General features: G+C 66.8%; 24 protein-coding genes. 16 read left to right on the top strand and 8 right to left on the bottom strand.

Going from position 1 to position 18,046, the window contains the following annotated elements:
• Positions 1-121 precede the first annotated feature (121 nt).
• Positions 122-424, top strand: a complete 303-nt coding sequence (locus U1839_RS22260) for a hypothetical protein (RefSeq protein ID WP_332805768.1) — start codon at positions 122-124, stop codon at positions 422-424.
• Positions 425-543: 119 nt separating this feature from the next.
• Here the strand turns inward: U1839_RS22260 and U1839_RS22255 are convergent, their stop codons facing one another.
• A complete protein-coding gene (locus U1839_RS22255) occupies positions 544-843 on the bottom strand; it encodes a type II toxin-antitoxin system RelE/ParE family toxin (protein ID WP_332805767.1) in 300 nt (99 codons plus the stop codon).
• Positions 840-1,097, bottom strand: coding sequence for a type II toxin-antitoxin system ParD family antitoxin (locus U1839_RS22250; protein ID WP_332805766.1), 258 nt, complete (start codon positions 1,095-1,097; stop codon positions 840-842). The genes U1839_RS22255 and U1839_RS22250 overlap by 4 nt, the downstream gene beginning before the upstream one ends.
• Positions 1,098-1,275: 178 nt before the next feature.
• Here U1839_RS22250 and U1839_RS22245 point away from each other — a divergent pair, with 178 nt between their 5' ends.
• Entirely contained in the window at positions 1,276-1,794 is a 519-nt protein-coding gene (locus U1839_RS22245; protein WP_332805765.1) for an OmpA family protein, read from the top strand.
• A gap of 6 nt (positions 1,795-1,800) precedes the next feature.
• On the opposite strand, the gene U1839_RS22240 is transcribed toward U1839_RS22245, so the two are convergent.
• Positions 1,801-2,277 (bottom strand): DUF5681 domain-containing protein, encoded by a 477-nt coding sequence (locus U1839_RS22240; RefSeq protein WP_332805764.1) that lies wholly within the window; start codon positions 2,275-2,277, stop codon positions 1,801-1,803.
• Positions 2,278-2,331: 54 nt separating this feature from the next.
• Here U1839_RS22240 and U1839_RS22235 point away from each other — a divergent pair, with 54 nt between their 5' ends.
• From U1839_RS22235 to U1839_RS22210, 6 genes are all read left to right on the top strand, one after another.
• Entirely contained in the window at positions 2,332-2,583 is a 252-nt protein-coding gene (locus U1839_RS22235) for a hypothetical protein (protein ID WP_332805763.1), read from the top strand.
• Positions 2,580-5,099 (top strand): penicillin-binding protein 1A, encoded by a 2,520-nt coding sequence (locus tag U1839_RS22230; protein ID WP_332805762.1) that lies wholly within the window; start codon positions 2,580-2,582, stop codon positions 5,097-5,099. Before U1839_RS22235 ends, U1839_RS22230 begins: the two co-directional genes overlap by 4 nt.
• A gap of 125 nt (positions 5,100-5,224) precedes the next feature.
• Positions 5,225-6,352: a peptide chain release factor 2 gene (gene prfB, locus U1839_RS22225; protein WP_332805761.1), complete on the top strand. Its 1,128-nt coding sequence runs from the start codon at positions 5,225-5,227 to the stop codon at positions 6,350-6,352.
• A 149-nt stretch (positions 6,353-6,501) separates the two neighbouring features.
• Positions 6,502-7,206 carry a class I SAM-dependent methyltransferase gene (locus tag U1839_RS22220; protein WP_332805760.1) on the top strand — a complete coding sequence of 235 codons (705 nt, stop codon included), beginning with the start codon at positions 6,502-6,504 and terminating at the stop codon, positions 7,204-7,206.
• Between the two features lies 1 nt (position 7,207).
• Positions 7,208-8,002, top strand: a complete 795-nt coding sequence (locus tag U1839_RS22215; protein WP_332805759.1) for a thymidylate synthase — start codon at positions 7,208-7,210, stop codon at positions 8,000-8,002.
• Complete coding sequence (locus tag U1839_RS22210) at positions 7,999-8,478, top strand: dihydrofolate reductase (RefSeq protein WP_332805758.1); 480 nt, start codon at positions 7,999-8,001, stop codon at positions 8,476-8,478. The genes U1839_RS22215 and U1839_RS22210 overlap by 4 nt, the downstream gene beginning before the upstream one ends.
• Here U1839_RS22210 and U1839_RS22205 read toward each other — a convergent pair.
• Positions 8,475-9,335 (bottom strand): MBL fold metallo-hydrolase, encoded by an 861-nt coding sequence (locus tag U1839_RS22205; protein WP_332805757.1) that lies wholly within the window; start codon positions 9,333-9,335, stop codon positions 8,475-8,477. The genes U1839_RS22210 and U1839_RS22205 overlap by 4 nt on opposite strands.
• A gap of 68 nt (positions 9,336-9,403) precedes the next feature.
• On the opposite strand from U1839_RS22205, the gene U1839_RS22200 reads away from it, so the two are divergent.
• The 3 genes from U1839_RS22200 to U1839_RS22190 are packed head-to-tail and all read left to right on the top strand — an operon-like array spanning position 9,404 to position 11,045.
• Positions 9,404-9,763 (top strand): ArsR/SmtB family transcription factor, encoded by a 360-nt coding sequence (locus U1839_RS22200; RefSeq protein WP_332805756.1) that lies wholly within the window; start codon positions 9,404-9,406, stop codon positions 9,761-9,763.
• Positions 9,732-10,265 (top strand): rhodanese family protein, encoded by a 534-nt coding sequence (locus U1839_RS22195; protein WP_332805755.1) that lies wholly within the window; start codon positions 9,732-9,734, stop codon positions 10,263-10,265. Before U1839_RS22200 ends, U1839_RS22195 begins: the two co-directional genes overlap by 32 nt.
• Positions 10,266-10,268: 3 nt before the next feature.
• Complete coding sequence (locus U1839_RS22190) at positions 10,269-11,045, top strand: sulfite exporter TauE/SafE family protein (protein WP_332805754.1); 777 nt, start codon at positions 10,269-10,271, stop codon at positions 11,043-11,045.
• Between the two features lie 293 nt (positions 11,046-11,338).
• Here U1839_RS22190 and U1839_RS22185 read toward each other — a convergent pair whose 3' ends face one another.
• From U1839_RS22185 to U1839_RS22170, 4 genes are all read right to left on the bottom strand, one after another.
• Positions 11,339-11,755 (bottom strand): hypothetical protein, encoded by a 417-nt coding sequence (locus U1839_RS22185; RefSeq protein WP_332805753.1) that lies wholly within the window; start codon positions 11,753-11,755, stop codon positions 11,339-11,341.
• A 493-nt stretch (positions 11,756-12,248) separates the two neighbouring features.
• Positions 12,249-13,136 (bottom strand): class III extradiol dioxygenase family protein, encoded by an 888-nt coding sequence (locus tag U1839_RS22180; RefSeq protein WP_332805752.1) that lies wholly within the window; start codon positions 13,134-13,136, stop codon positions 12,249-12,251.
• A gap of 2 nt (positions 13,137-13,138) precedes the next feature.
• Entirely contained in the window at positions 13,139-13,489 is a 351-nt protein-coding gene (locus tag U1839_RS22175; RefSeq protein WP_332805751.1) for a protocatechuate 4,5-dioxygenase subunit alpha, read from the bottom strand.
• Positions 13,490-13,721: 232 nt separating this feature from the next.
• Positions 13,722-14,912, bottom strand: coding sequence for a penicillin-binding protein activator (locus U1839_RS22170; RefSeq protein ID WP_332805750.1), 1,191 nt, complete (start codon positions 14,910-14,912; stop codon positions 13,722-13,724).
• 13 nt (positions 14,913-14,925) lie between these two features.
• On the opposite strand from U1839_RS22170, the gene rsmI reads away from it, so the two are divergent.
• From rsmI to U1839_RS22145, 5 genes are all read left to right on the top strand, one after another.
• On the top strand, positions 14,926-15,759 hold the full coding sequence (gene rsmI / locus U1839_RS22165) for a 16S rRNA (cytidine(1402)-2'-O)-methyltransferase (RefSeq protein ID WP_332805749.1): 834 nt from the start codon (positions 14,926-14,928) through the stop codon (positions 15,757-15,759).
• A 130-nt stretch (positions 15,760-15,889) separates the two neighbouring features.
• Positions 15,890-16,258, top strand: a complete 369-nt coding sequence (locus U1839_RS22160; protein WP_332805748.1) for a YraN family protein — start codon at positions 15,890-15,892, stop codon at positions 16,256-16,258.
• 74 nt (positions 16,259-16,332) lie between these two features.
• The gene (gene gshB, locus U1839_RS22155; RefSeq protein ID WP_332805747.1) at positions 16,333-17,295 is read left to right on the top strand and encodes a glutathione synthase; all 963 of its coding nucleotides are present in this window, start codon (positions 16,333-16,335) and stop codon (positions 17,293-17,295) included.
• Between the two features lie 63 nt (positions 17,296-17,358).
• The gene (locus tag U1839_RS22150) at positions 17,359-17,661 is read left to right on the top strand and encodes a type II toxin-antitoxin system HigB family toxin (protein ID WP_332805746.1); all 303 of its coding nucleotides are present in this window, start codon (positions 17,359-17,361) and stop codon (positions 17,659-17,661) included.
• 14 nt (positions 17,662-17,675) lie between these two features.
• Positions 17,676-18,044: a helix-turn-helix domain-containing protein gene (locus tag U1839_RS22145; protein ID WP_332805745.1), complete on the top strand. Its 369-nt coding sequence runs from the start codon at positions 17,676-17,678 to the stop codon at positions 18,042-18,044.
• Positions 18,045-18,046: the final 2 nt, after the last annotated feature.

Raw genomic sequence — 18,046 nt, 5'->3', positions numbered from 1 at the left:
GCGGCATGGACATCACAGCGCCAACGCTCGTCCATGACCACGAAGACAACCATAGACCAAGGTCAGAATTACCAAGGAAAATCAAATGTATGTAAAATCAATTAGACAACACAATACAAAATTGCCTCACGGCCATCGCCAAGCCTTCGCAGCGAGCATTGGCGCCGCCCCCGTCGCCGACACGCTCGACCTTGGCGAGGCGGCGGTCGTGCTGCCCGACAATGTCATCGCCTGGCCGACGACGCTGCCCGAACAGGTCAGCGCCGTGCAGTCGGTACTCGCGAGCGCACCCGCGCCGATGGCACCCCACGACATTGCCCGCGCCTTCAAGGGCAAGCGCGCCGCCACCGTCCGCCCCGTGCTCGACGCGCTCGCCGGCATCGGCCTGGCGCGGCGGCTCGCGGACGGGCGCTACGCGGCATGAGGCAGTTTGGTCGAACATTGCCGCGCGTCAGCCGACGGCGGCACGACGATGCCTTGCCGATCGGCAGCGCATCGTCACCCTGTCGACTATAGAACCATTTGCTGCGGCATCCCCGCAACTCAGTCGTCGGGAAAAAGCAGCGCTTCATAGTCGCGGGCACCGTGCAGGACATGGATGACGGTTACGCCGGCATCCGCGACCCGGTAGAAGATCAGGTAATTGCCATGCACCCGCCGCCTTACGCCGAGATGCGCGTAACGCGGTACGACGGGGAAGGCGTGCGGCATATCGCCCAACGCGCGCGCCTTGGCGAGCAATGCGGCGACGAAGCTGCGTGCCCGCGCCGGATCGTCGCGCGCAATATAGTCGCCGATCGCTTCCAGGTCGGCCAGCGCCTCGGCGCTCAGCACGACTTTCATTGCCGCTCGGTCAGCCCGGCATATTTCGCGTCGAGCAGGGCAGCGGCGGCGTCGATGTCATGCACGCGCCCATTATCCGCATCGGCAACGCCCCGCGCGATCGACGCGTCGAGCGCCGCCAGCCGTGTCTCGCGTTCGTGGATCAGGCGAACGCCCTCGCGCAGGATCTCGCTGCGCGAATTGTAGCGCCCGGTTTTGACGAGCTGCCCGACAAAGCTTTCGAGCTGCGCCCCGAGATCGACACTGCTGGCCATGGTCCGCCTCCTGGTCGGCAATATGCTCGCCCGATAATAATTATCAAGCCGCAGGACTTGCCCACCCCCGCTTCGCCGGGGCAGGCCGAAGCCGCCGAATTTGCTTTCAACGACATGCACTTCCCGTTCTATTACCCGTCGCGGATTGTCCGGTTTGACGAAAAACGGGGTTAGCATCATGGCAGGAACAGCGCACATCGCGCGCCTACCGCTAATAGCAGCAGCATTGCTCAGCAGCGCGTGCAGCCATCAGCCCCCGGTTTCCCGCCCGTCAGCTTTACCGCCACCGGCGCAACAGCGTCCGCTACCGCCGCCATCGCTACTGCCACCCACGATAGGCGACTGTACCCCGGGGCCGTTCATCGTCTTCTTCGCATGGGACGACACCGCCATCACGCCGGAGGCGGCGGCGATCCTCGACAACGCCCTCGCGCAATATGCCAATTGCGGTCGGGCCAGCGTCAGGATCGCAGGCTTCGCCGATCGCTCGGGGCCGCCACGCTACAATGTCGTGCTGTCCTTGCGCCGGGCGGAAGTGGTGCGGGCCTATTTCGCCGGCCATGCCGTCGATCCGACCTTGATGACGATCAGGGCATTCGGCGAAGATCCCGCCCATCTCCGCGTGAAGACCCCCGACGGCGTGCAACAAGTGCAGAACCGCCGCGTCGAGGTCACCTATGGCCCGGAGCCGGACTGATACCCATCACCCCTCCCCACCCCGCACGACAATCTCCCGCGTCCGCTCGTCATAGATCAGGTCGTGATCCGGCGCCGGCGCCACCTTGGGCTTCCCATATTCGCCCCGCTCGAACACATTATACAGCGCCTGTTGCGCCACCTTTTGCTGCCGCTCCGCCTCCTGCACGATCTGCGTGAAGCGCCACTGCGCTATGCGGTTGCCCTTCACCGCATTGACCATCATCGCGCGCAGCACCGCCTGCCCCGCCGCCATCTCATAGTCCACCGCGCCTTCGGTGAAGGTCACCGTGCGATACGCCTCGGCCAGGATCATCGCGCGCATCGGCTCGTCCGCGCCGGGCAGGCGGTCGCCCGGCCCGCCGCGCGCCTCGCGGAGCCGCGGCGTCGGCCCCTTGGGGTTGCCCGATTGCCCCGGCTGCCAGCGCGTGTGCAACGGCGGGTTGCAATAGCCGACCGGCGCCGGCACCCCAGCTGCGCCCACTGGCGCCTCCCGGTCCGATTCAATTGATGGATCGCTCACGTCAAATCTCCCGTGATGATTCGTGACGACGCCTTGATGATCGATCCCGCCGCGCGGTTGAATCACGCCGTGGCGAAATTCCCTGCCGGGTCGGTCAAAAAAACGATGAATTTCCCTGCCGCAGGGAATTGCACCCGCGCCCATCGCATCCCCGACGCCGCGGAATTTTCCCGGCGGCTGCCGGCGGCACGCGCGCGATTGTCCCAGATCAGCCGCAACACCGGCTGGCAACGCCCGCGAAACTTGCTAGAGCGTCAGGCCCGATGAGCAGCCCCGAATCCTCCGTGAACTTCCGCATCCGCCGCGAGGTCGGTGGTTTGGCCGGTTTCGCGCAGCAGGCATGGGCGCGCTGGTGGGTCAAGGCGCTGGCCGTGCTCGGCGTACTGCTGGCGATCGCCTGGGCGATCTTCTGGTATATTTTCGCCAGCGATCTGCCCTCGGTCGACAAGCTGCGCACCTATGAGCCGCCGCTGCCGACCAATGTCCGCGGCGTCGATGGCCTGCCGATCCACAGCTATGCCCGCGAACGCCGCGTCGAGCTGTCGTTCGAGGAATATCCGCCGCTGCTGATCCGCGCCTTCCTCGCCGCCGAGGACAAGTCGTTCTTCGAGCATCACGGCGTCGACTATCCGGGCATGGCCGGCGCGGTGATCGACTATGTCTCCAAGATGGGCTCGGGCCGCCGCGCCAGGGGCGGATCGACCATCACCCAGCAGGTCGCCAAGAACCTGCTGATCGGCAACAGCTATTCGGCGACGCGCAAGATCAAGGAAGCGCTGCTCGCCTATCGCATCGAGGATACGCTGACCAAGCAGCAGATCCTCGAACTCTACCTCAACCAGATCGCGCTGGGCCGCAACGCGTTCGGTGTCGCGGCGGCGAGCTACGCCTATTTCGACAAGGACATCAACCAGCTCGATCTGGCGCAACTTGCCTATCTCGCCATCCTGCCCAAGGGGCCGTCCAACTATGATCCGGTGCGCCACCCGGATCGCGCGCTGGCGCGGCGCAAATATGTCCTCGACGAGATGCTCAAGAACAGCTTCATCGACCAGGCGCAGCATGACAGCGCGATGGCCGAGCCGCTGGGCACCGTGCCGCGCCAGACGCCGCACAGCGAGATCGCCGGTGGTGGCTATTTCGTCGAGGAAGTTCGCCGCCAGCTGATCGACAAGTTCGGCGAGGATGATCGCGCCGGGCCGTACAGCGTCTATTCCGGCGGGCTGTGGGTGCGCACCTCGCTCGACCCGAAGCTGCAGGAATATGCCCAGACCGCACTGCGCGACGGCCTGATCCGCTATGATCGCGGCCGCGGCTGGAACGGCCCGCTGCGCCATGTCGAGATCGGCGGCGCCAACTGGCTGCCGCCGCTGCTCAACACCAACATCTCGCTCGACTATCAGGACTGGCGCGCCGCGCTGGTCGTGGCGATCGATGGCGGCAACGCCACGCTCGGCTTCGCCAACGGGCAGACCGGCACACTGCCGCGCTACGCCGCGCAGATGCCGGTGCGCGGCGAGGGCGGCAACGCGTTCGACGCGCTCAAGGTCGGCGACGTCATCGCCGTCGCGCCCGAAGGCGGCAATTTCGCGCTCCGCGCCATCCCCAAGATTTCCGGCGCGTTCGTCGTCGAGGAACCGCAGACCGGCCGCGTGCTCGCCATGCAGGGCGGCTTCGACGCCACCATCCAGTCGTTCAACCGCGCTACCCAGGCACAGCGCCAGCCCGGCTCGACGATCAAGCCGATCGTCTATGCCGCCGCGCTCTCGCAGGGGCTGACCCCGGCGACGATCATCATGGACGCACCTTTCTGCTTCTATCAGGGCGCCAAGCTCGGCCAGAAATGCTTCCGCAACTTTGGCGGCGGCCAGGGCTCCGGCCCGCACACCATGCGCTGGGGCGTCGAGCAGTCGCGCAACCTGATGACGGTGCGCGCCGCGACCACCGTCGGCATGGACCATGTCGTCAGCCTGATGGACCGCATCGGCGTCGGCAAATACCCGCCCTACCCCGCCTTCGCGCTCGGCGCCGGCGAGACCACCGTGTCGCGCATGGTCAACGCCTATACGATCCTCGCCAACCAGGGCCGGGCGCACGCCCCGACGCTGATCGATTTCGTCCAGAACCGTCGCGGCAAGGTGATCTGGCCGGAGAATTGGCGCCCGTGCGATCGTTGCAACATGGCGCAGTGGGACCGCAAGCCGATGCCGCGCCCGGTGACGCGCGGCAAACAGGTGGTCGACGCGATGAGCGCCTATCAGATGGTGCATATCGCCGAGGGCGTCATCCAGCGCGGCACCGCGACCGTGCTGCGCGATCTCAACCGCCCGATGTTCGGCAAGACCGGCACCAACAGCGGCCCGACCGATGTGTGGTTCATCGGCGGAACGCCGCAGCTGATCGGCGGCATCTATATGGGCTATGACACGCCAACCAGCTTGGGCGGCTATGCGCAGGGCGGCACGCTCGCCGCGCCGATCTTCAAGGAGTTCGCGCTCAAGGCCTATGAGGGGATGGAGAAGATCCCGTTCCGCGCGCCCGAGGGCATGCGCATGGTGCGGATCGACCGCGCCTCGGGCAAGCCGGTGTTCGGCGCCTGGCCGTCCGACGACCCGCTGTCCTCGGTGATCTGGGAAGCGTTCAAGCCCGAGAGCGAGCCGCGCCGCGCGACCCAGCGTACCGACCTGCCCGCCAATGCCGCACCCAAGGCCGCGGCGCCGACCGCGAAGAAGGATGGGCCGCGCGACAGCGATTTCCTGCAACGCCAGGGCGGTATTTACTGACCGGCATCCCCATATACCCTGCCACCCCCGCCGTTGCGACCTGCCCGGGCCTTGCCTAGAAGCGGTCGCGATACCCGGAAACCCCGCCGCTGCGGGGACGACGAACTGACCATTGGAGTTTCCCCATGCGCGCCGAAGCGCAGGCACATGTCGACACGATCAACGCCGCGCTCGCCCTGCTGCGCCGCTTCCTCGATTGGGACCGCGCACTGCGCCGGCTCGACGAACTCAACGCGCGTGTCGAAGACCAGGCGCTGTGGAACGATCCCAAGGCCGCGCAGGAGGTGATGCGCGAGCGTCGCCGGCTCGACGAGGCGATCACCGCGACGCGCGCGATCGAGAGCGAGCTGTCCGACACGGTCGAGCTGATCGAGATGGCCGAGGCCGAGGGCGACACCGAGATGGAGACCGAGGCGGTCGCCAGTCTCGGCGAACTCGCCACGCGTGCCGAGGCCGACAAGATCAAGGCGCTGCTCGCCGGCGAGGCCGATGCGAACGACAGCTATATCGAGATCAATGCCGGCGCCGGCGGCACCGAGAGCCAGGACTGGGCCGAGATGCTCCAGCGCATGTACACGCGCTGGGCCGAGCGCCACGGCATGAAGGTCGAGCTGGTCGACTATCACGCCGGCGAGCAGGCCGGGATCAAGTCGGCGACCCTGCTGATCAAGGGCGAGAACGCCTTCGGCTATGCCAAGACCGAGAGCGGCGTCCACCGCCTCGTCCGCATCTCACCCTATGACAGCGCGGCGCGGCGCCACACCAGCTTCTCCTCGGTGTGGGTCTATCCGGTGATCGACGACAATATCGACATCGAGGTCAACGACAGCGACTTGCGCATCGACACCTATCGCGCCTCGGGCGCGGGCGGCCAGCACATCAACACGACCGATTCCGCGGTGCGCATCACGCATCTGCCGACCGGCATCGTCGTGCAGTGCCAGAACCAGCGCAGCCAGCACAAGAACAAGGCCGAGGCCTATAACCAGTTGCGCGCCCGGCTGTACGAGCGCGAGCTGGCCGAGCGCGAGGCGGTGGCCAATGCCGAGAACGCCACCAAGAGCGACATCGGCTGGGGCCACCAGATCCGCTCCTATGTGCTCCAGCCCTATCAGCTGGTGAAGGACCTGCGCACCGGCGCGACCTCGACCAGCCCGTCCGACGTGCTCGACGGCGATCTCGACAAGTTCATGGCCGCCGCCCTGTCGCAGCGCGTCACCGGCGAGACCGTCGAGGTGGAGGACGTCGATTGATCGGCGTGGGTACTCTTCTTCCCCTCTCCCCCTGTGGGAGAGGGGCAAGCCGCGAAGCGGCGCGGGGTGAGGGGGAGTCACGCGGACGCCGGCGTCAGTCCCCCTCACCCTTCCGCCGCTTCGCGGGTCTCCCTCACAAGGGAAGAGGGATGATCACGCTAGCCCTGCTCCTCGCCGCGTGCGACGGCTCGACCCCGCTGTTCAAGAGCGGCACCAACGAGCCCGGCCCCTTCCCCGCCGCCGATCGCCCGGTGGCGAAGATCGTCTCGCCACGCTGGTCGAACGAGGAAGCACGCGACCGGCTCAACGAGGCCGGCACGGTGATGGACCGCTCGGGGATCAAGCCCGGCATGACCGTCGCCGATATCGGCGCCGGTGAGGGCTATTACACCATCCGCCTCGCCGCGCGCGTCGGCAAGAACGGGCGCGTGCTGGCGGAGGACATCGTGCCCGAGGTGCGTGATGCGCTGGCGCAACGTGCAGCGCGCGAGCGGCTCGACAATGTCAGCGTGCGGCTCGGCGAACCGGACGACCCCAAGCTGCCCGACAACAGTTTCGACCGCGTGCTGATGGTGCACATGTACCATGAGATCCAGCAGCCCTATGCCTTTCTGTGGCGCATGCGCCCGTCGCTGCGGACTGGCGGGTTGATCGTCGTGGTCGATGCCAACCGCCCGACGCAATATCACGGCACGCCGCCGGCATTGCTCAAATGCGAGCTCGCTGCGGTCGGCTACACCCAGGTCGCCATGCAGGACATGCCGTCCGCCGGCGGCTACCTCGCGATGTTCCGCGCCGTCGGCCCGCGCCCGGAACCGGCGGCGATCAAGTCATGCAAGCTGGGGGCGAACTGAGATGCGCCAATATCTCGACCTGATGCAGCGCGTGCTCGACACCGGCACGCCGCAGATGGACCGCACCGGCACGGGGACGCTGTCCGTGTTCGGTCACCAGATGCGCTTCGACCTTGCAGACGGCTTTCCGATGCTGACCACCAAGAAGCTCCATCTGCGCTCGATCATCGTCGAGCTGCTGTGGTTCCTGCGCGGCGACACCAACGTGCAATGGCTGCGCGACCGCAAGGTCAGCATCTGGGACGAATGGGCCGACGACGCGGGCGATCTCGGCCCGGTCTATGGCAAGCAGTGGCGCGACTGGGAAACTGCCGACGGCAGCCATATCGACCAGATCGCCGAGCTGATCGCGCAGATCAGGACCAGTCCGGCTTCGCGCCGCCAGATCGTCTCGGCGTGGAACCCCGGCGATCTCCACGCCATGGCACTGGCGCCGTGCCACTGCCTGTTCCAGACGCATGTCGCCAATGGCCGGCTGAGCCTGCAGCTCTATCAGCGCTCGGCCGACATCTTCCTCGGCGTGCCGTTCAACATCGCCAGCTACGCGCTGCTCACCCATATCCTCGCGCAGCAATGCGGGCTCGAACCGGGCGAGTTCATCTGGACCGGCGGCGACTGCCATCTCTATTCCAACCATCTCGACCAGGCGCGCGAGCAACTGGCGCGCGTGCCGGGGCCGCTGCCCACGCTCACCATCCTGCGCCGCCCGCCGGCGATCGACGCCTATGAATATGAGGATTTCGCGCTGAGCGGCTATGTCGCCCAGCCGCACATCAAGGCGGCGGTGGCGGTGTGATCACGCTGATCTTCGCGCATGCCGAGAATGGCGTGATCGGCCGCGACGGCAAGATCCCATGGCACCTGTCCGCCGACCTCAGGCGCTTCAAGGCGCTGACCATGGGCAAGCCGATGATCATGGGCCGCAAGACCTTCGAGAGCTTCCCCGCCCCGCTGCCTGGCCGCCGCCACATCGTGCTGACGCGCGACGCAGGCTGGTCGGCACCGGGCGCGGAAACCGCCTCGACCCTCGCGGACGCGCTGGCGCTGGCAGGGCCAGGCGACGTGATGGTGATCGGCGGCGCCGAGATATTCGCGCTGTTCGAGGACATCGCCGACCGCGCCGAGGTCACGGCGATCCGGCAGCACTTTGACGGCGACACCTCGTATCGGCTCGATCAGGGCGGGTGGGAGGAAGTCGGTCGCGAGGATCATCCGGCAGACGGTGACCTCCCGGCCTACACCTTCTTCACCCTGGCCCGGCGCCCAGACTAGGCGAAAGTGACCGGCAGTTTCAGGAACACCTTGCCCGACGGCGACGCCGGCGGCAGCGCGCCGCCGCGGATGTTGACCTGGAGCGCGGGGAGGATGAGCGTCGGCGGTGCCAGCGTGCGGTCGCGTGCCTCGCGCATCGCGACGAAGGCGTCCTCCGAGGTATCGCCGCCGACATGGACGTTGTCGGCCGCTTCGGTGGCCACCGTCGTCTCCCAGCGATAGTCGGAGCGACCGGCGGGGAGATAGTCGTGACCGACGAAGATCCGCGTCGCCGGCGGCAGCGCGAGGATCTTGTGGATCGAGCGGTACAGCGTGCGGGCGTCGCCGCCGGGGAAGTCGCTGCGCGCGGTGCCATAGTCGGGCATGAACAGCGTATCGCCGACAAAAGCGGCGTCGCCAATGAGATAGCTGTTGCAGGCCGGGGTATGGCCCGGCGTGTGCAGCACGGCGATCGTGAGGTCGCCAAGCGGCAGGCTGTCGCCCTCGCCGAGCAGGATGTCGAACTGGCGGCCGTCGGTCGGCACGTCATCGGCATCGAACATCGGGGCGAAGACGCGCTGCACGTCGGTGATGTGCTTGCCGATGACGAGCCGCGCGCCGGTGCGACGGCGGATATGGTCGCCGGCCGACAGGTGATCGGCATGGGCGTGGGTCTCGAGCACATAGGCCAGCGACAGCTGCTGATCCGCCACCGCCTGTAGCACCGCATCGGCCGACACGGTGGAGAGCTTGCCGCCCTTGGGCTCGAAGTCGAGCACGGGATCGATGATCGCCGCAATGCCCGTCGCGGGATCGCTGACGAGATGCGTCGCGGTGAAGGTCGCGGGATCGAAGAATGTCTGGACGTTGGGGTTCATGGCCGTGGCTCCTCTTAGGCCAATATATAAGGTCTTGCTAATTTAGATACAATGCATATATCCGGGCCATGATTGATCCCGCGACCTTCGACGCCGACCGTTTCAAAGAGAATGCCGCCGCCGCCGCGCGCCTGCTGCGCGCGCTGGCGAGCGAGCGGCGGCTGATGATCCTGTGCCAGTTGACCGGCGGCGAACGCGCGGTGGGCGAATTGCAGACGTTGATCGGCGTGTCGCAGTCAGCCCTGTCGCAGCACCTCGCCGTGCTGCGCAGCGACGGGCTCGTCGCCACGCGGCGCGACGGTCTGTCGATCTATTATCGCATCGCCGACCCTGCCGCGGCGCAGGTGATGGCGACGCTCGCTGCGATCTTCTGCCCCGACGATGTGGAGAAACCCCATGCCCAAGTCACTGATTCCGCTGGCGCCTGAGGCGGTCGAGGCGCGGGTCCGCGAGGGTCACGCGCTGCTGATCGACATTCGCGAGGATGACGAATTCGCGCGCCGTCACATCCCCGGCGCGCTCTCCCGCCCGCTGTCGCGCTTCGAAGGCGTGGCATTGCCCGAAATGGCCGGGACGGAGGTGATCTACACCTGCCGATCGGGCATGCGCACCACGGCCAATGCCGCGCGTCTCGCCGCACCGCTGGCCGGCGAGGCCTATGTCCTGACGGGCGGGCTCGACGCGTGGGAACGCGCCGGTCTGCCGGTCGAGGCCAATCGCAAGGCGCCGCTCGAGATGATGCGCCAGGTGCAGATCGTCGCGGGGTCGCTGGTGCTGGCCGGCGTGCTGCTCGGCTGGCTAGTTTCCCCGGCCTTTTTCGGCCTGTCGGCATTCGTCGGCGCGGGGCTGACCTTTGCCGGGGTCAGCGGATTTTGCGGGATGGCGCGGCTGCTCGCGCTGCTGCCATGGAACCGGCCGGTCGCGGCCTGAGCGATGGACGTCGGCAGCATTTCCTATCCCGCCGCGATTGCCGGCGGCGCGGTCATCGGGTTGCTGTTGTCGGTGTTCGGCGGCGGGGGATCGGTGCTGGCGACGCCGCTGCTGCTCTACGTCGTCGGGGTGCGCGATCCGCACGTCGCGATCGGCACCTCCGCCGCGGCAGTCGCGGTCAATGCCGCGGTCGGCTTGCTCGTCCAGGCGCGCGCCGGGCGGGTGAAGTGGCCGTGCGCGCTGGTGTTTGGCGGCGCGGGGCTGAGCGGGTCGCTGATCGGCGCGCACATCGCCAAGCAGATCGACGGCACCCAGTTGATCATCTGGTTCGCGCTGGCGATGGCGCTGGTCGGCGGATCGATGCTGCTGCCGCGCAAGGCCGATGGCGACCCCGCCGTTCACCTGACCGGCGCGCTGACGCTGAAGCTGGCGCCGGCCGGCGCGGTCACGGGACTCGCGGCCGGCTTTTTCGGCATCGGCGGCGGCTTCCTGATCGTGCCGGGGCTGATGGCGTCGACGGGCATGACGCTGGCCAATGCCGCCGCCTCGTCGCTCGTCTCGGTGGTGCTGTTCGGCGCCGCGACGAGCGCGAGCTATGCCGCGTCGGGGCTGGTCGACTGGCCGGTGTTCGCGGCGCTGATCGGCGGCGGGGCGATCGGATCGCTGGTCGCTATTCCGATCGGCCGCCTGCTGGCGGACCGGGCAGGCACGGCACGCACGATCTTTGCGCTGATGGTGCTGGCGACGGCGGGCTATGTCGCGTGGCGGGCGCTTTCGTGACGGTGGGTCGGGTTGGCGCGGGTTCGGCGCTGGCGGTGTTTGGTGGCGGGAGGCTGTTGGTCGGGAAATAGGCTGTCAGCGGAATGTCGGCTCCCAAGTGACTAAGCGCAATAAGCGGACACCCATTCATAGAACTGAGTTTTCGACGACATTTGGGCCGAACCACTTCCGCACAATACTACATGAAGACGCAATTGAAAAAACCGCCGACAAGCCGCAAATCGAGATCGCGAGTAGCTTGTCTGTTCCGGCCTTCTTAAGCGCGTGTTGCATTGGACGCCGCGCGGGCGATCTTAGCACTCCGGCCCTTGGCGCCTCAACTTGCGATATCGGGCCGGCGTGATAGATAATCCGGCTCGAATGTGAGCCTGTGCAGCGCGGACGGCCGGAGTCGCCAACGGCTCACAGACAACGCCGTTCCACAGATCCCCTGTCCGCTTGTCGACCGCATAGCTTCCTGCAACGGCACTCCCGCCGGGGTTGTTGATAAGCGCCTGATAGAAATAGAAATCCGGATAGATCCGGTTCTCACCGCGATCGAGGCTGAAGGCGCCACGTCTGAAATGAAGGGTTTCCACGACATAGACCGAAATGATTTCCTCCGCCTGTGCACGTGAGACGCGGCTTTCGGCGCCCACACGCTGTCCGGGCGCGGCTGCGGGTGTCGCGGTGGCCGGCACGAGGGCGAACGCCGCGAGCAAGGCAAGCATCGAACCATGGCGAGCCGGACGTGGAACGCTGGGTCTCGCCATCATTCGCCCCTCCGCCCGACGACCGGCTTCGGCATCACGCGCCCCTCTGTTGCCGCAAGCTATTGCCCACCAGGTTGTTAGCGCCGCCCGTGGTATTGAGATAGGACGACAATTTCGATGCCTGAGCCCAGCCATGATCATGCGCCTTGGTAAAGAAAACCCTGGGGATCGCTTGCATTCACGCCTTGCAAAGAAGACGAGAGAAGCCGGAGCGAAGCCAGCCCTGAGAAATAATATCTTTGACTGGCGAATTCTGGAACATGCGCCGGAGGCCTCCCGGTAGTCGCATAGATACCCGTTTCGCCCGTTACCGCGCTCCTTCCCTCGTGGAGCCCGAACCAGTTGCCGTGGTTTACGGCAATATTCGAAGTTCCCCACATGGTCTCTACCCCGGACCAGGCGAGGATCTCCTACGCGGAGAACGAACGGGTCAAGGTAAAGTCATCCCGTGCTAAGCGACAACCCCAGCCATGGCGTCGTGTGCCGGGATCGAGACGACGTCCGTCCGATCCAGCAACATCACGGCAGCGGCGGTGTTCGAGATCGGGATGTGATAGGTGCGGCTGGCCTCGCGAGCGCCATCGCCGAGCGCGCCGCGCGCCGCGATCCAGTTGAGGATCTCGACACCTTGGCTGCCGGCGAGTTCGACGATGTCGAGGCTGCTATGCGCGACGAGCGCGGCGGGATCGTCGGTCAGCTTGTCCATGCAGAAGCGGTCATAGGCGACGTTGATATGCCCGGCGCGTTCGCCTTCGAGCTGGTGCGACAACCCGCCGGTGCCCATCACGACGATCCGGTCGTCACCTTCCCATGACGCGAGCGCGCGGTTGACCGCGCGGCCGAGCGCGAGCACGCGCTTCGGGCTGGGCAGCGGATGCTGCACGGTGTTGATCGCGATCGGCACGATACGCACCGGCCATGGCGCGCCGCCCGGCCAGGCCAATGCGCAGGGGATGGTGACCGCGTGATCGACCAGCATCTTCTGGCAGGTCGTCACGTCGAACTCGGCATCGACCAGCGTCTCGATGATGTGCCAGCTCAGCGCCGGCGCGCCGGCGAACGGTGCGGTCGGGGTCAGCCCCCAGCCCTCATCGGCGTTGCTGTATTCGGCGGCGGCGCCGACCGCGAAGGTCGGCATCTTGTCGAGGAAGAAGTTGAGCCCGTGATCGTTGTAGAAGACCACGGCCGTGGTCGGCCTGACCGCCGCGAGCCACGCTTGCACCGGCGCAAAGCCATCGAAGAACGGCTTCCAATAGGGATCCTGCTGGAGCCCGCGGGCGATCGCGACGCCAATGCCGGGAACGTGCGAAGAAAAGATGCCACCGAGAATCGTCGCCATGGTCAAACCTCCTCCGCATAAGCGAGCAGTTTTTCCTTGAACTGCTCGACAGTGACGCCGGTCTGCGCCGCGCCGATATCCTGCACGCCGAGGCCGAGAATGCCGGCCAGCTTGGCGAGATAATAGATGTTGCCGCCGGCCGCGATCAGCGCGGGTACGTCGCGCTGCTGCACCGCCGCCAGCTGTGGCGCGGTCAGGCCGAACTTGCGGCAATAACCGGCCTCGTCCGCCACGAAGGCGGCACGATTGGCGGCGTCGTTGAACGAGAAGCACATCTCGTTGAGCGCGTAACCGCGCATCGCCGCTGCGGCGTCGAATACCGGGGTTCCGTCGATCGTGCGTGCGCCTGCCACCTGAACTCTCCCAGAGCCGTTATGCGCTATGGGATATAGCTTTGCAGCGCTGGTGCTTTGACCGTCGTCAAAGCGGCCGACTCGAAAATGAGCGGCCTGGGGTGGGATGACATCTGTCGGAATCATGACCGGCCCGCTCGTTTCGAGCGACGTCGGGAAACCTGGCGGAGCGCCTGTTGCTGTTTCTCGACTACGCTCGAAACGAACGGGTTAGGGAAGAAATCGCGCCGTCCTAGAACCCGCTCGGCGCCGGCGAGACCACGATCGTCGTGCCGCCGCGCACTTCCTGCACCTCGAGCGCGCGTTCGGCGGTGCCGTCATGGGAGAAGCGGATCGCGCCGTCGAGGCCGGAAAAGCCGCCGCGATCGCGCAGGCGCTCTTCGGGGAAGGGCCGGCCGATCGGCCAGTCGCGCGCGATGCGGATCGTCAGCAACACGGCGTCATAGCCCATGCTCGACAGTCGGTAGGGCCCAGTGCCGAAACGCGCGCGATATTTGACGGCGTAGCGACGGTAGAGCTCGTCGGGCACGCTGGCGAACCAGGCGCCGTTGAGCGGCGCCTTGGCGGCGAGCGCCGAATCGAGGTTCCACTGATCGGTGCCGAGGATATGCGCCCCGCCCCCGCCGGCACGGCGCACGACCGCGACGACGCCCGAGGCGGCCGCGCTGTTGTCGGCGACGAGCAACGCCTGGTAAGGGCCGGCCTGGCCGAGCTTGCCGATTGCGCTGGACAGCGTGCCCGGCGCATAGACCTGCAGCGAGACGACCTTGCCGCCATCGGCCTCGACCGCGCGGAGGAATGCCGTCGAGGCGCGCTCGCCATACAGACCGTTGGGGACGAGCCCGGCAAAGGTCGTCACGCCCTGGCTCGCGGCATAATCGACCACGCGGCCGATCGACTGGGTCGGCAGATTGCCCATCAGATAGGCGCCGTTGCCGGCGACGCCGGCATCGTTGGAAAAGCTGATCACCGGAACGCCGGCGCCGCGCGCGATCGGCATCACCGCCCGCACATCGGCGGCGAGCAGCGGGCCGAGGATCAGCTTGTTACCGTCGGCGATGGCCTTTTGCGCTGCCGCCGCGGCACCGAGATTGGTGTCATAGGTGGTGACGCGCAGTTGCTCGTTGCGGGTGTCGAGCAGCGCGAGTTGGGTGGCGTTGGCGAGGCTCTGCCCGACGCCGCCATTGGGGCCGCTGAGCGGCACGAGCAGCGCGACGCGGTGGCGCTCGGTGTCGGTCGGGATGCCCTGCTCGACCACCGGCTGCTGCACCGGCACGGGGCGCGCGACCGGCGGGCGCTTGACCGGCGCGGGCCGGCCGCGCGGCACGACCGACTGGCAGCCGCCGAGAATCAGCGCGACCGCGATGATGCCGGCGCGGAATAATCTGGTGCCCCGTTGCGGGATCGCCGATGCGTCTGCCATGAACCCTGCTCCCATGAACGCTTCACTCGCGCCCGGCCTCTATATCGTCGCCACCCCGATCGGCAATCTCGGTGATCTCTCGCCGCGCGCCGCCGAGGTGCTGGCGAACGCCGCCGTCATCGCCGTCGAGGACTCGCGCGTTACCGCCAAGCTGTTGCGCCATATCGGCATCAAGCGGCCGATGACACCCTATCATGATCATAATGCCGAAGGCGTCCGCCCCGGCCTGATCGCGCGGATGGGGCATGAGGCGGTGGCGCTGGTGTCGGATGCCGGCACGCCGCTGATCTCCGACCCCGGCTACAAGCTGGTGCGCGAGGCGCGTGCGGCGGGGCATAATATCGTGACGATCCCCGGGCCGTGCGCGGCGGTGGCGGCGTTGACGCTGGCCGGCCTGCCGACCGACCGCTTCCTGTTCGTCGGCTTCCTGCCCTCCAAGGCCAAGGCGCGCGACGACGAGATCGCCGAGATCGGCGCGATTCGCGCGACCCTGGTGCTGTACGAATCGGGGCCGCGACTCGCCGCCTCGCTGACGGCGCTCGCCGCCGGGCTCGGCGACCGCGAGGCGGCGGTGACACGCGAGATCAGCAAGCGCTTCGAGGAAGCCGTGACGGGGACGCTGGCGTCGCTCGCCGCGCGCTATGCCGATGCGCCGCCCAAGGGCGAGATCGTCATCGTCATCGCCCCGCCCGGCGAACCCGATGCGCCGAGCGCGGCCGATGCCGATGCCGCGCTGGCCGAGGCGCTGACGCGGTTGCCCGCGTCCAAGGCGGCGGGCGAGGTGGCGAAACGTTTCGGGCTTGATCGCAAGGCGCTTTATGCGCGGGCGATGGAGATGAAGGGGTGAGCGGCTGCGGCTGCGCCAACGATCTCCCCTCCCTGGAAGGGAGGGGCAGGGGGTGGGTGGCTATCGTGGGAACGCCGCGCCCGCCCCATACCAACCCACCCCCAACCCCTCCCTTCCAGGGAGGGGAGTTATGAGAGAGCGCGGCACTTCCGACCGCCGCCAAGCCGAAGCCGCCGGCCGGCGCGGCGAGCGACTCGCCGGGTGGTGGCTGCGCTTGAAAGGCTGGCGGATTCTCGATCGCCGCGTGCGCACGCCGGCTGGCGAGGTCGATCTGGTGGCGAAGAAGGGTAATCTCGTCGCATTCGTCGAGGTCAAGGCGCGCGCGACCGCCGCCGAGCTCGACTTCGCGATCGACGAGCGGCGACTGGCGCGAGTCGCACGCGCGGCGGAAATCCTCATGCCGCGCTATGCCGGGCCGGGCGACGACATCCGCGTCGACGTCATCCTGATCGCGCCGGGGACGCGCCCACGGCATATCGAGAATGCGTGGATCGGGTGACAGCAAAGAGATGATTGGAACGAGATGACAGGAGGGTGGCGGCTCCCTACATGCGCGCCGACAGGGAGAATGATGTGAGCCTAACCGTCGCCGTCCAGATGGACCCGCTCGACCAGATCAACATTACCGGCGATTCGACCTTCGCGCTGATGCTGTCGGCGCAGGGGCGCGGCCATGCGTTGTTCCATTACGCCGCCGAGGACCTCAACTGGTCCGACGGGAAGCTGTGGGCCAAGGCGCATCCGGTGACGGTACAGCGCGTCGAGGGCGACCATTTCCGCTTCGGCGCCGCCGTCTCGCTCGATCTCGGCGCACAGGCCGATGTCATCCTGATGCGGCAGGATCCGCCGTTCGACCTCGGCTACATCACCGCGACACACCTGCTCGAGCGGATCGCCGAGCGGACGCTGGTGATCAACGATCCGGTCAGCGTGCGCAACGCGCCGGAAAAGGTCTTCGTGCTCGATTATGCGCGCTTCATGCCGCCGACGCTGGTGACGCGCAGCCTCGACGAGGCGCGCGCGTTTCTCGCGGTGCATGGCGAGATCGTCGTCAAGCCGCTGCACGGCAATGGCGGCAAGGCGATCTTCAAGGTCGGCAGCGACGGCGCCAATTTGTCGGCGCTGATCGAGGTGTTCAACCTGACCTGGCGCGAACCGCACATGATCCAGGCATTCCTCCCCGACGTCGCCAAGGGCGACAAGCGCATCGTGCTGGTCGATGGCGAGGTGGTCGGCGCGATCAACCGCCTGCCCGGCGCGGGCGAGATCCGCTCCAACCTCGCGGTTGGGGGCTCGGCCGAGAAGACCGACCTGACCGATGATGAGCGCGAGATCTGCGCGGCACTCGGCCCGGAATTGAAGCGGCGCGGCCTGCTGTTCGTCGGCATCGACGTGATCGGCGGCAAGTGGCTGACCGAGATCAACGTCACCTCGCCGACCGGCATCGTCGCAATCGAGCGCTTCGATGGCACCGATGTGGCGGGGCTGATCTGGGATGCGATCGAGCGGAAGGTGGACGAGCGGATGAGTCGCTGACGAATATTTCCCATTTCGGGAAATTTGCTTGCTTCCCGTTGCGGGAAATTGTAGCCTGCAACGGTGAGAGTCATCGCGCGCAACAGACTGGTGGCATTTTGGGAAGCGCATCCCGAGACCCGGGCCTCGCTTACGCACTGGTATGAAATGGCGATTGCCGCATCCTGGCAAAGCCCGTTGGACGTAGTGACCGATTTCTCGAAGGCCAAGGCGTTGAACGGCGAGCGGGTGCGGTTCGAAGTGGCCGGCGGCGATTATCGCCTGATCGTTGCATTCGATTTCCGACGCGCGATCGCGTTCGTCAAATTCATCGGTAGCCATGCCGACTATGACCGGATCGATGCCCTGACGGTAAAGCTGTTCTGATCGTGAGAGACATGATGCACATCCATCCCATCAAGACCGATGCCGATCACGAAGCCGCGCTGCGCGAAATCGAAGCGCTATGGGGCGCCGAGGAGGGCAGCGAGGCCGGCGACCGGCTCGATGTTCTCGCCACGCTGGCCGATGCCTATGAGCGCGACCGCTGGCCGATCGCGCCGCTCGACCCGGTCGAGGCGATCGAGACGGCGATGCGCATGAACGGCTATGGTCGTGCCGACCTCGCGGCGTTGATCGGCCAGCCGCGCGCAACCGAGATTCTCGGCCGCAAGCGGGCTCTGACCCTGCCGATGATCCGCAAGATTTCCCGCGCCTGGAACGTGCCCGAGCGCGTGCTGGTGCGCGAATATGAACTGGCCAAGGCCTAACT

The organism is Parasphingomonas halimpatiens, from assembly GCF_036663795.1.
Classification (GTDB): domain Bacteria; phylum Pseudomonadota; class Alphaproteobacteria; order Sphingomonadales; family Sphingomonadaceae; genus Sphingomonas.
This window is presented reverse-complemented; position numbering and strand designations above follow the sequence as displayed.

Bases quoted from the DNA above. Each gene is read 5' to 3' on its own strand.
- U1839_RS22245 (WP_332805765.1), top strand. From the start codon at position 1,276: ATGGCAGGAACAGCGCACATCGCGCGCCTACCGCTAATAGCAGCAGCA.
- U1839_RS22180 (WP_332805752.1), bottom strand. From the start codon at position 13,136: ATGGCGACGATTCTCGGTGGCATCTTTTCTTCGCACGTTCCCGGCATT.
- U1839_RS22195 (WP_332805755.1), top strand. From the start codon at position 9,732: ATGCCCAAGTCACTGATTCCGCTGGCGCCTGAGGCGGTCGAGGCGCGG.
- U1839_RS22145 (WP_332805745.1), top strand. From the start codon at position 17,676: ATGCACATCCATCCCATCAAGACCGATGCCGATCACGAAGCCGCGCTG.
- U1839_RS22200 (WP_332805756.1), top strand. From the start codon at position 9,404: ATGATTGATCCCGCGACCTTCGACGCCGACCGTTTCAAAGAGAATGCC.
- U1839_RS22255 (WP_332805767.1), bottom strand. From the start codon at position 843: ATGAAAGTCGTGCTGAGCGCCGAGGCGCTGGCCGACCTGGAAGCGATC.
- U1839_RS22170 (WP_332805750.1), bottom strand. From the start codon at position 14,912: ATGGCAGACGCATCGGCGATCCCGCAACGGGGCACCAGATTATTCCGC.
- U1839_RS22185 (WP_332805753.1), bottom strand. From the start codon at position 11,755: ATGCTTGCCTTGCTCGCGGCGTTCGCCCTCGTGCCGGCCACCGCGACA.
- U1839_RS22235 (WP_332805763.1), top strand. From the start codon at position 2,332: ATGATTCGTGACGACGCCTTGATGATCGATCCCGCCGCGCGGTTGAAT.
- U1839_RS22230 (WP_332805762.1), top strand. From the start codon at position 2,580: ATGAGCAGCCCCGAATCCTCCGTGAACTTCCGCATCCGCCGCGAGGTC.
- U1839_RS22190 (WP_332805754.1), top strand. From the start codon at position 10,269: ATGGACGTCGGCAGCATTTCCTATCCCGCCGCGATTGCCGGCGGCGCG.
- U1839_RS22215 (WP_332805759.1), top strand. From the start codon at position 7,208: ATGCGCCAATATCTCGACCTGATGCAGCGCGTGCTCGACACCGGCACG.
- U1839_RS22205 (WP_332805757.1), bottom strand. From the start codon at position 9,335: ATGAACCCCAACGTCCAGACATTCTTCGATCCCGCGACCTTCACCGCG.
- prfB (WP_332805761.1), top strand. From the start codon at position 5,225: ATGCGCGCCGAAGCGCAGGCACATGTCGACACGATCAACGCCGCGCTC.
- U1839_RS22220 (WP_332805760.1), top strand. From the start codon at position 6,502: ATGATCACGCTAGCCCTGCTCCTCGCCGCGTGCGACGGCTCGACCCCG.
- rsmI (WP_332805749.1), top strand. From the start codon at position 14,926: ATGAACGCTTCACTCGCGCCCGGCCTCTATATCGTCGCCACCCCGATC.
- U1839_RS22160 (WP_332805748.1), top strand. From the start codon at position 15,890: ATGAGAGAGCGCGGCACTTCCGACCGCCGCCAAGCCGAAGCCGCCGGC.
- U1839_RS22250 (WP_332805766.1), bottom strand. From the start codon at position 1,097: ATGGCCAGCAGTGTCGATCTCGGGGCGCAGCTCGAAAGCTTTGTCGGG.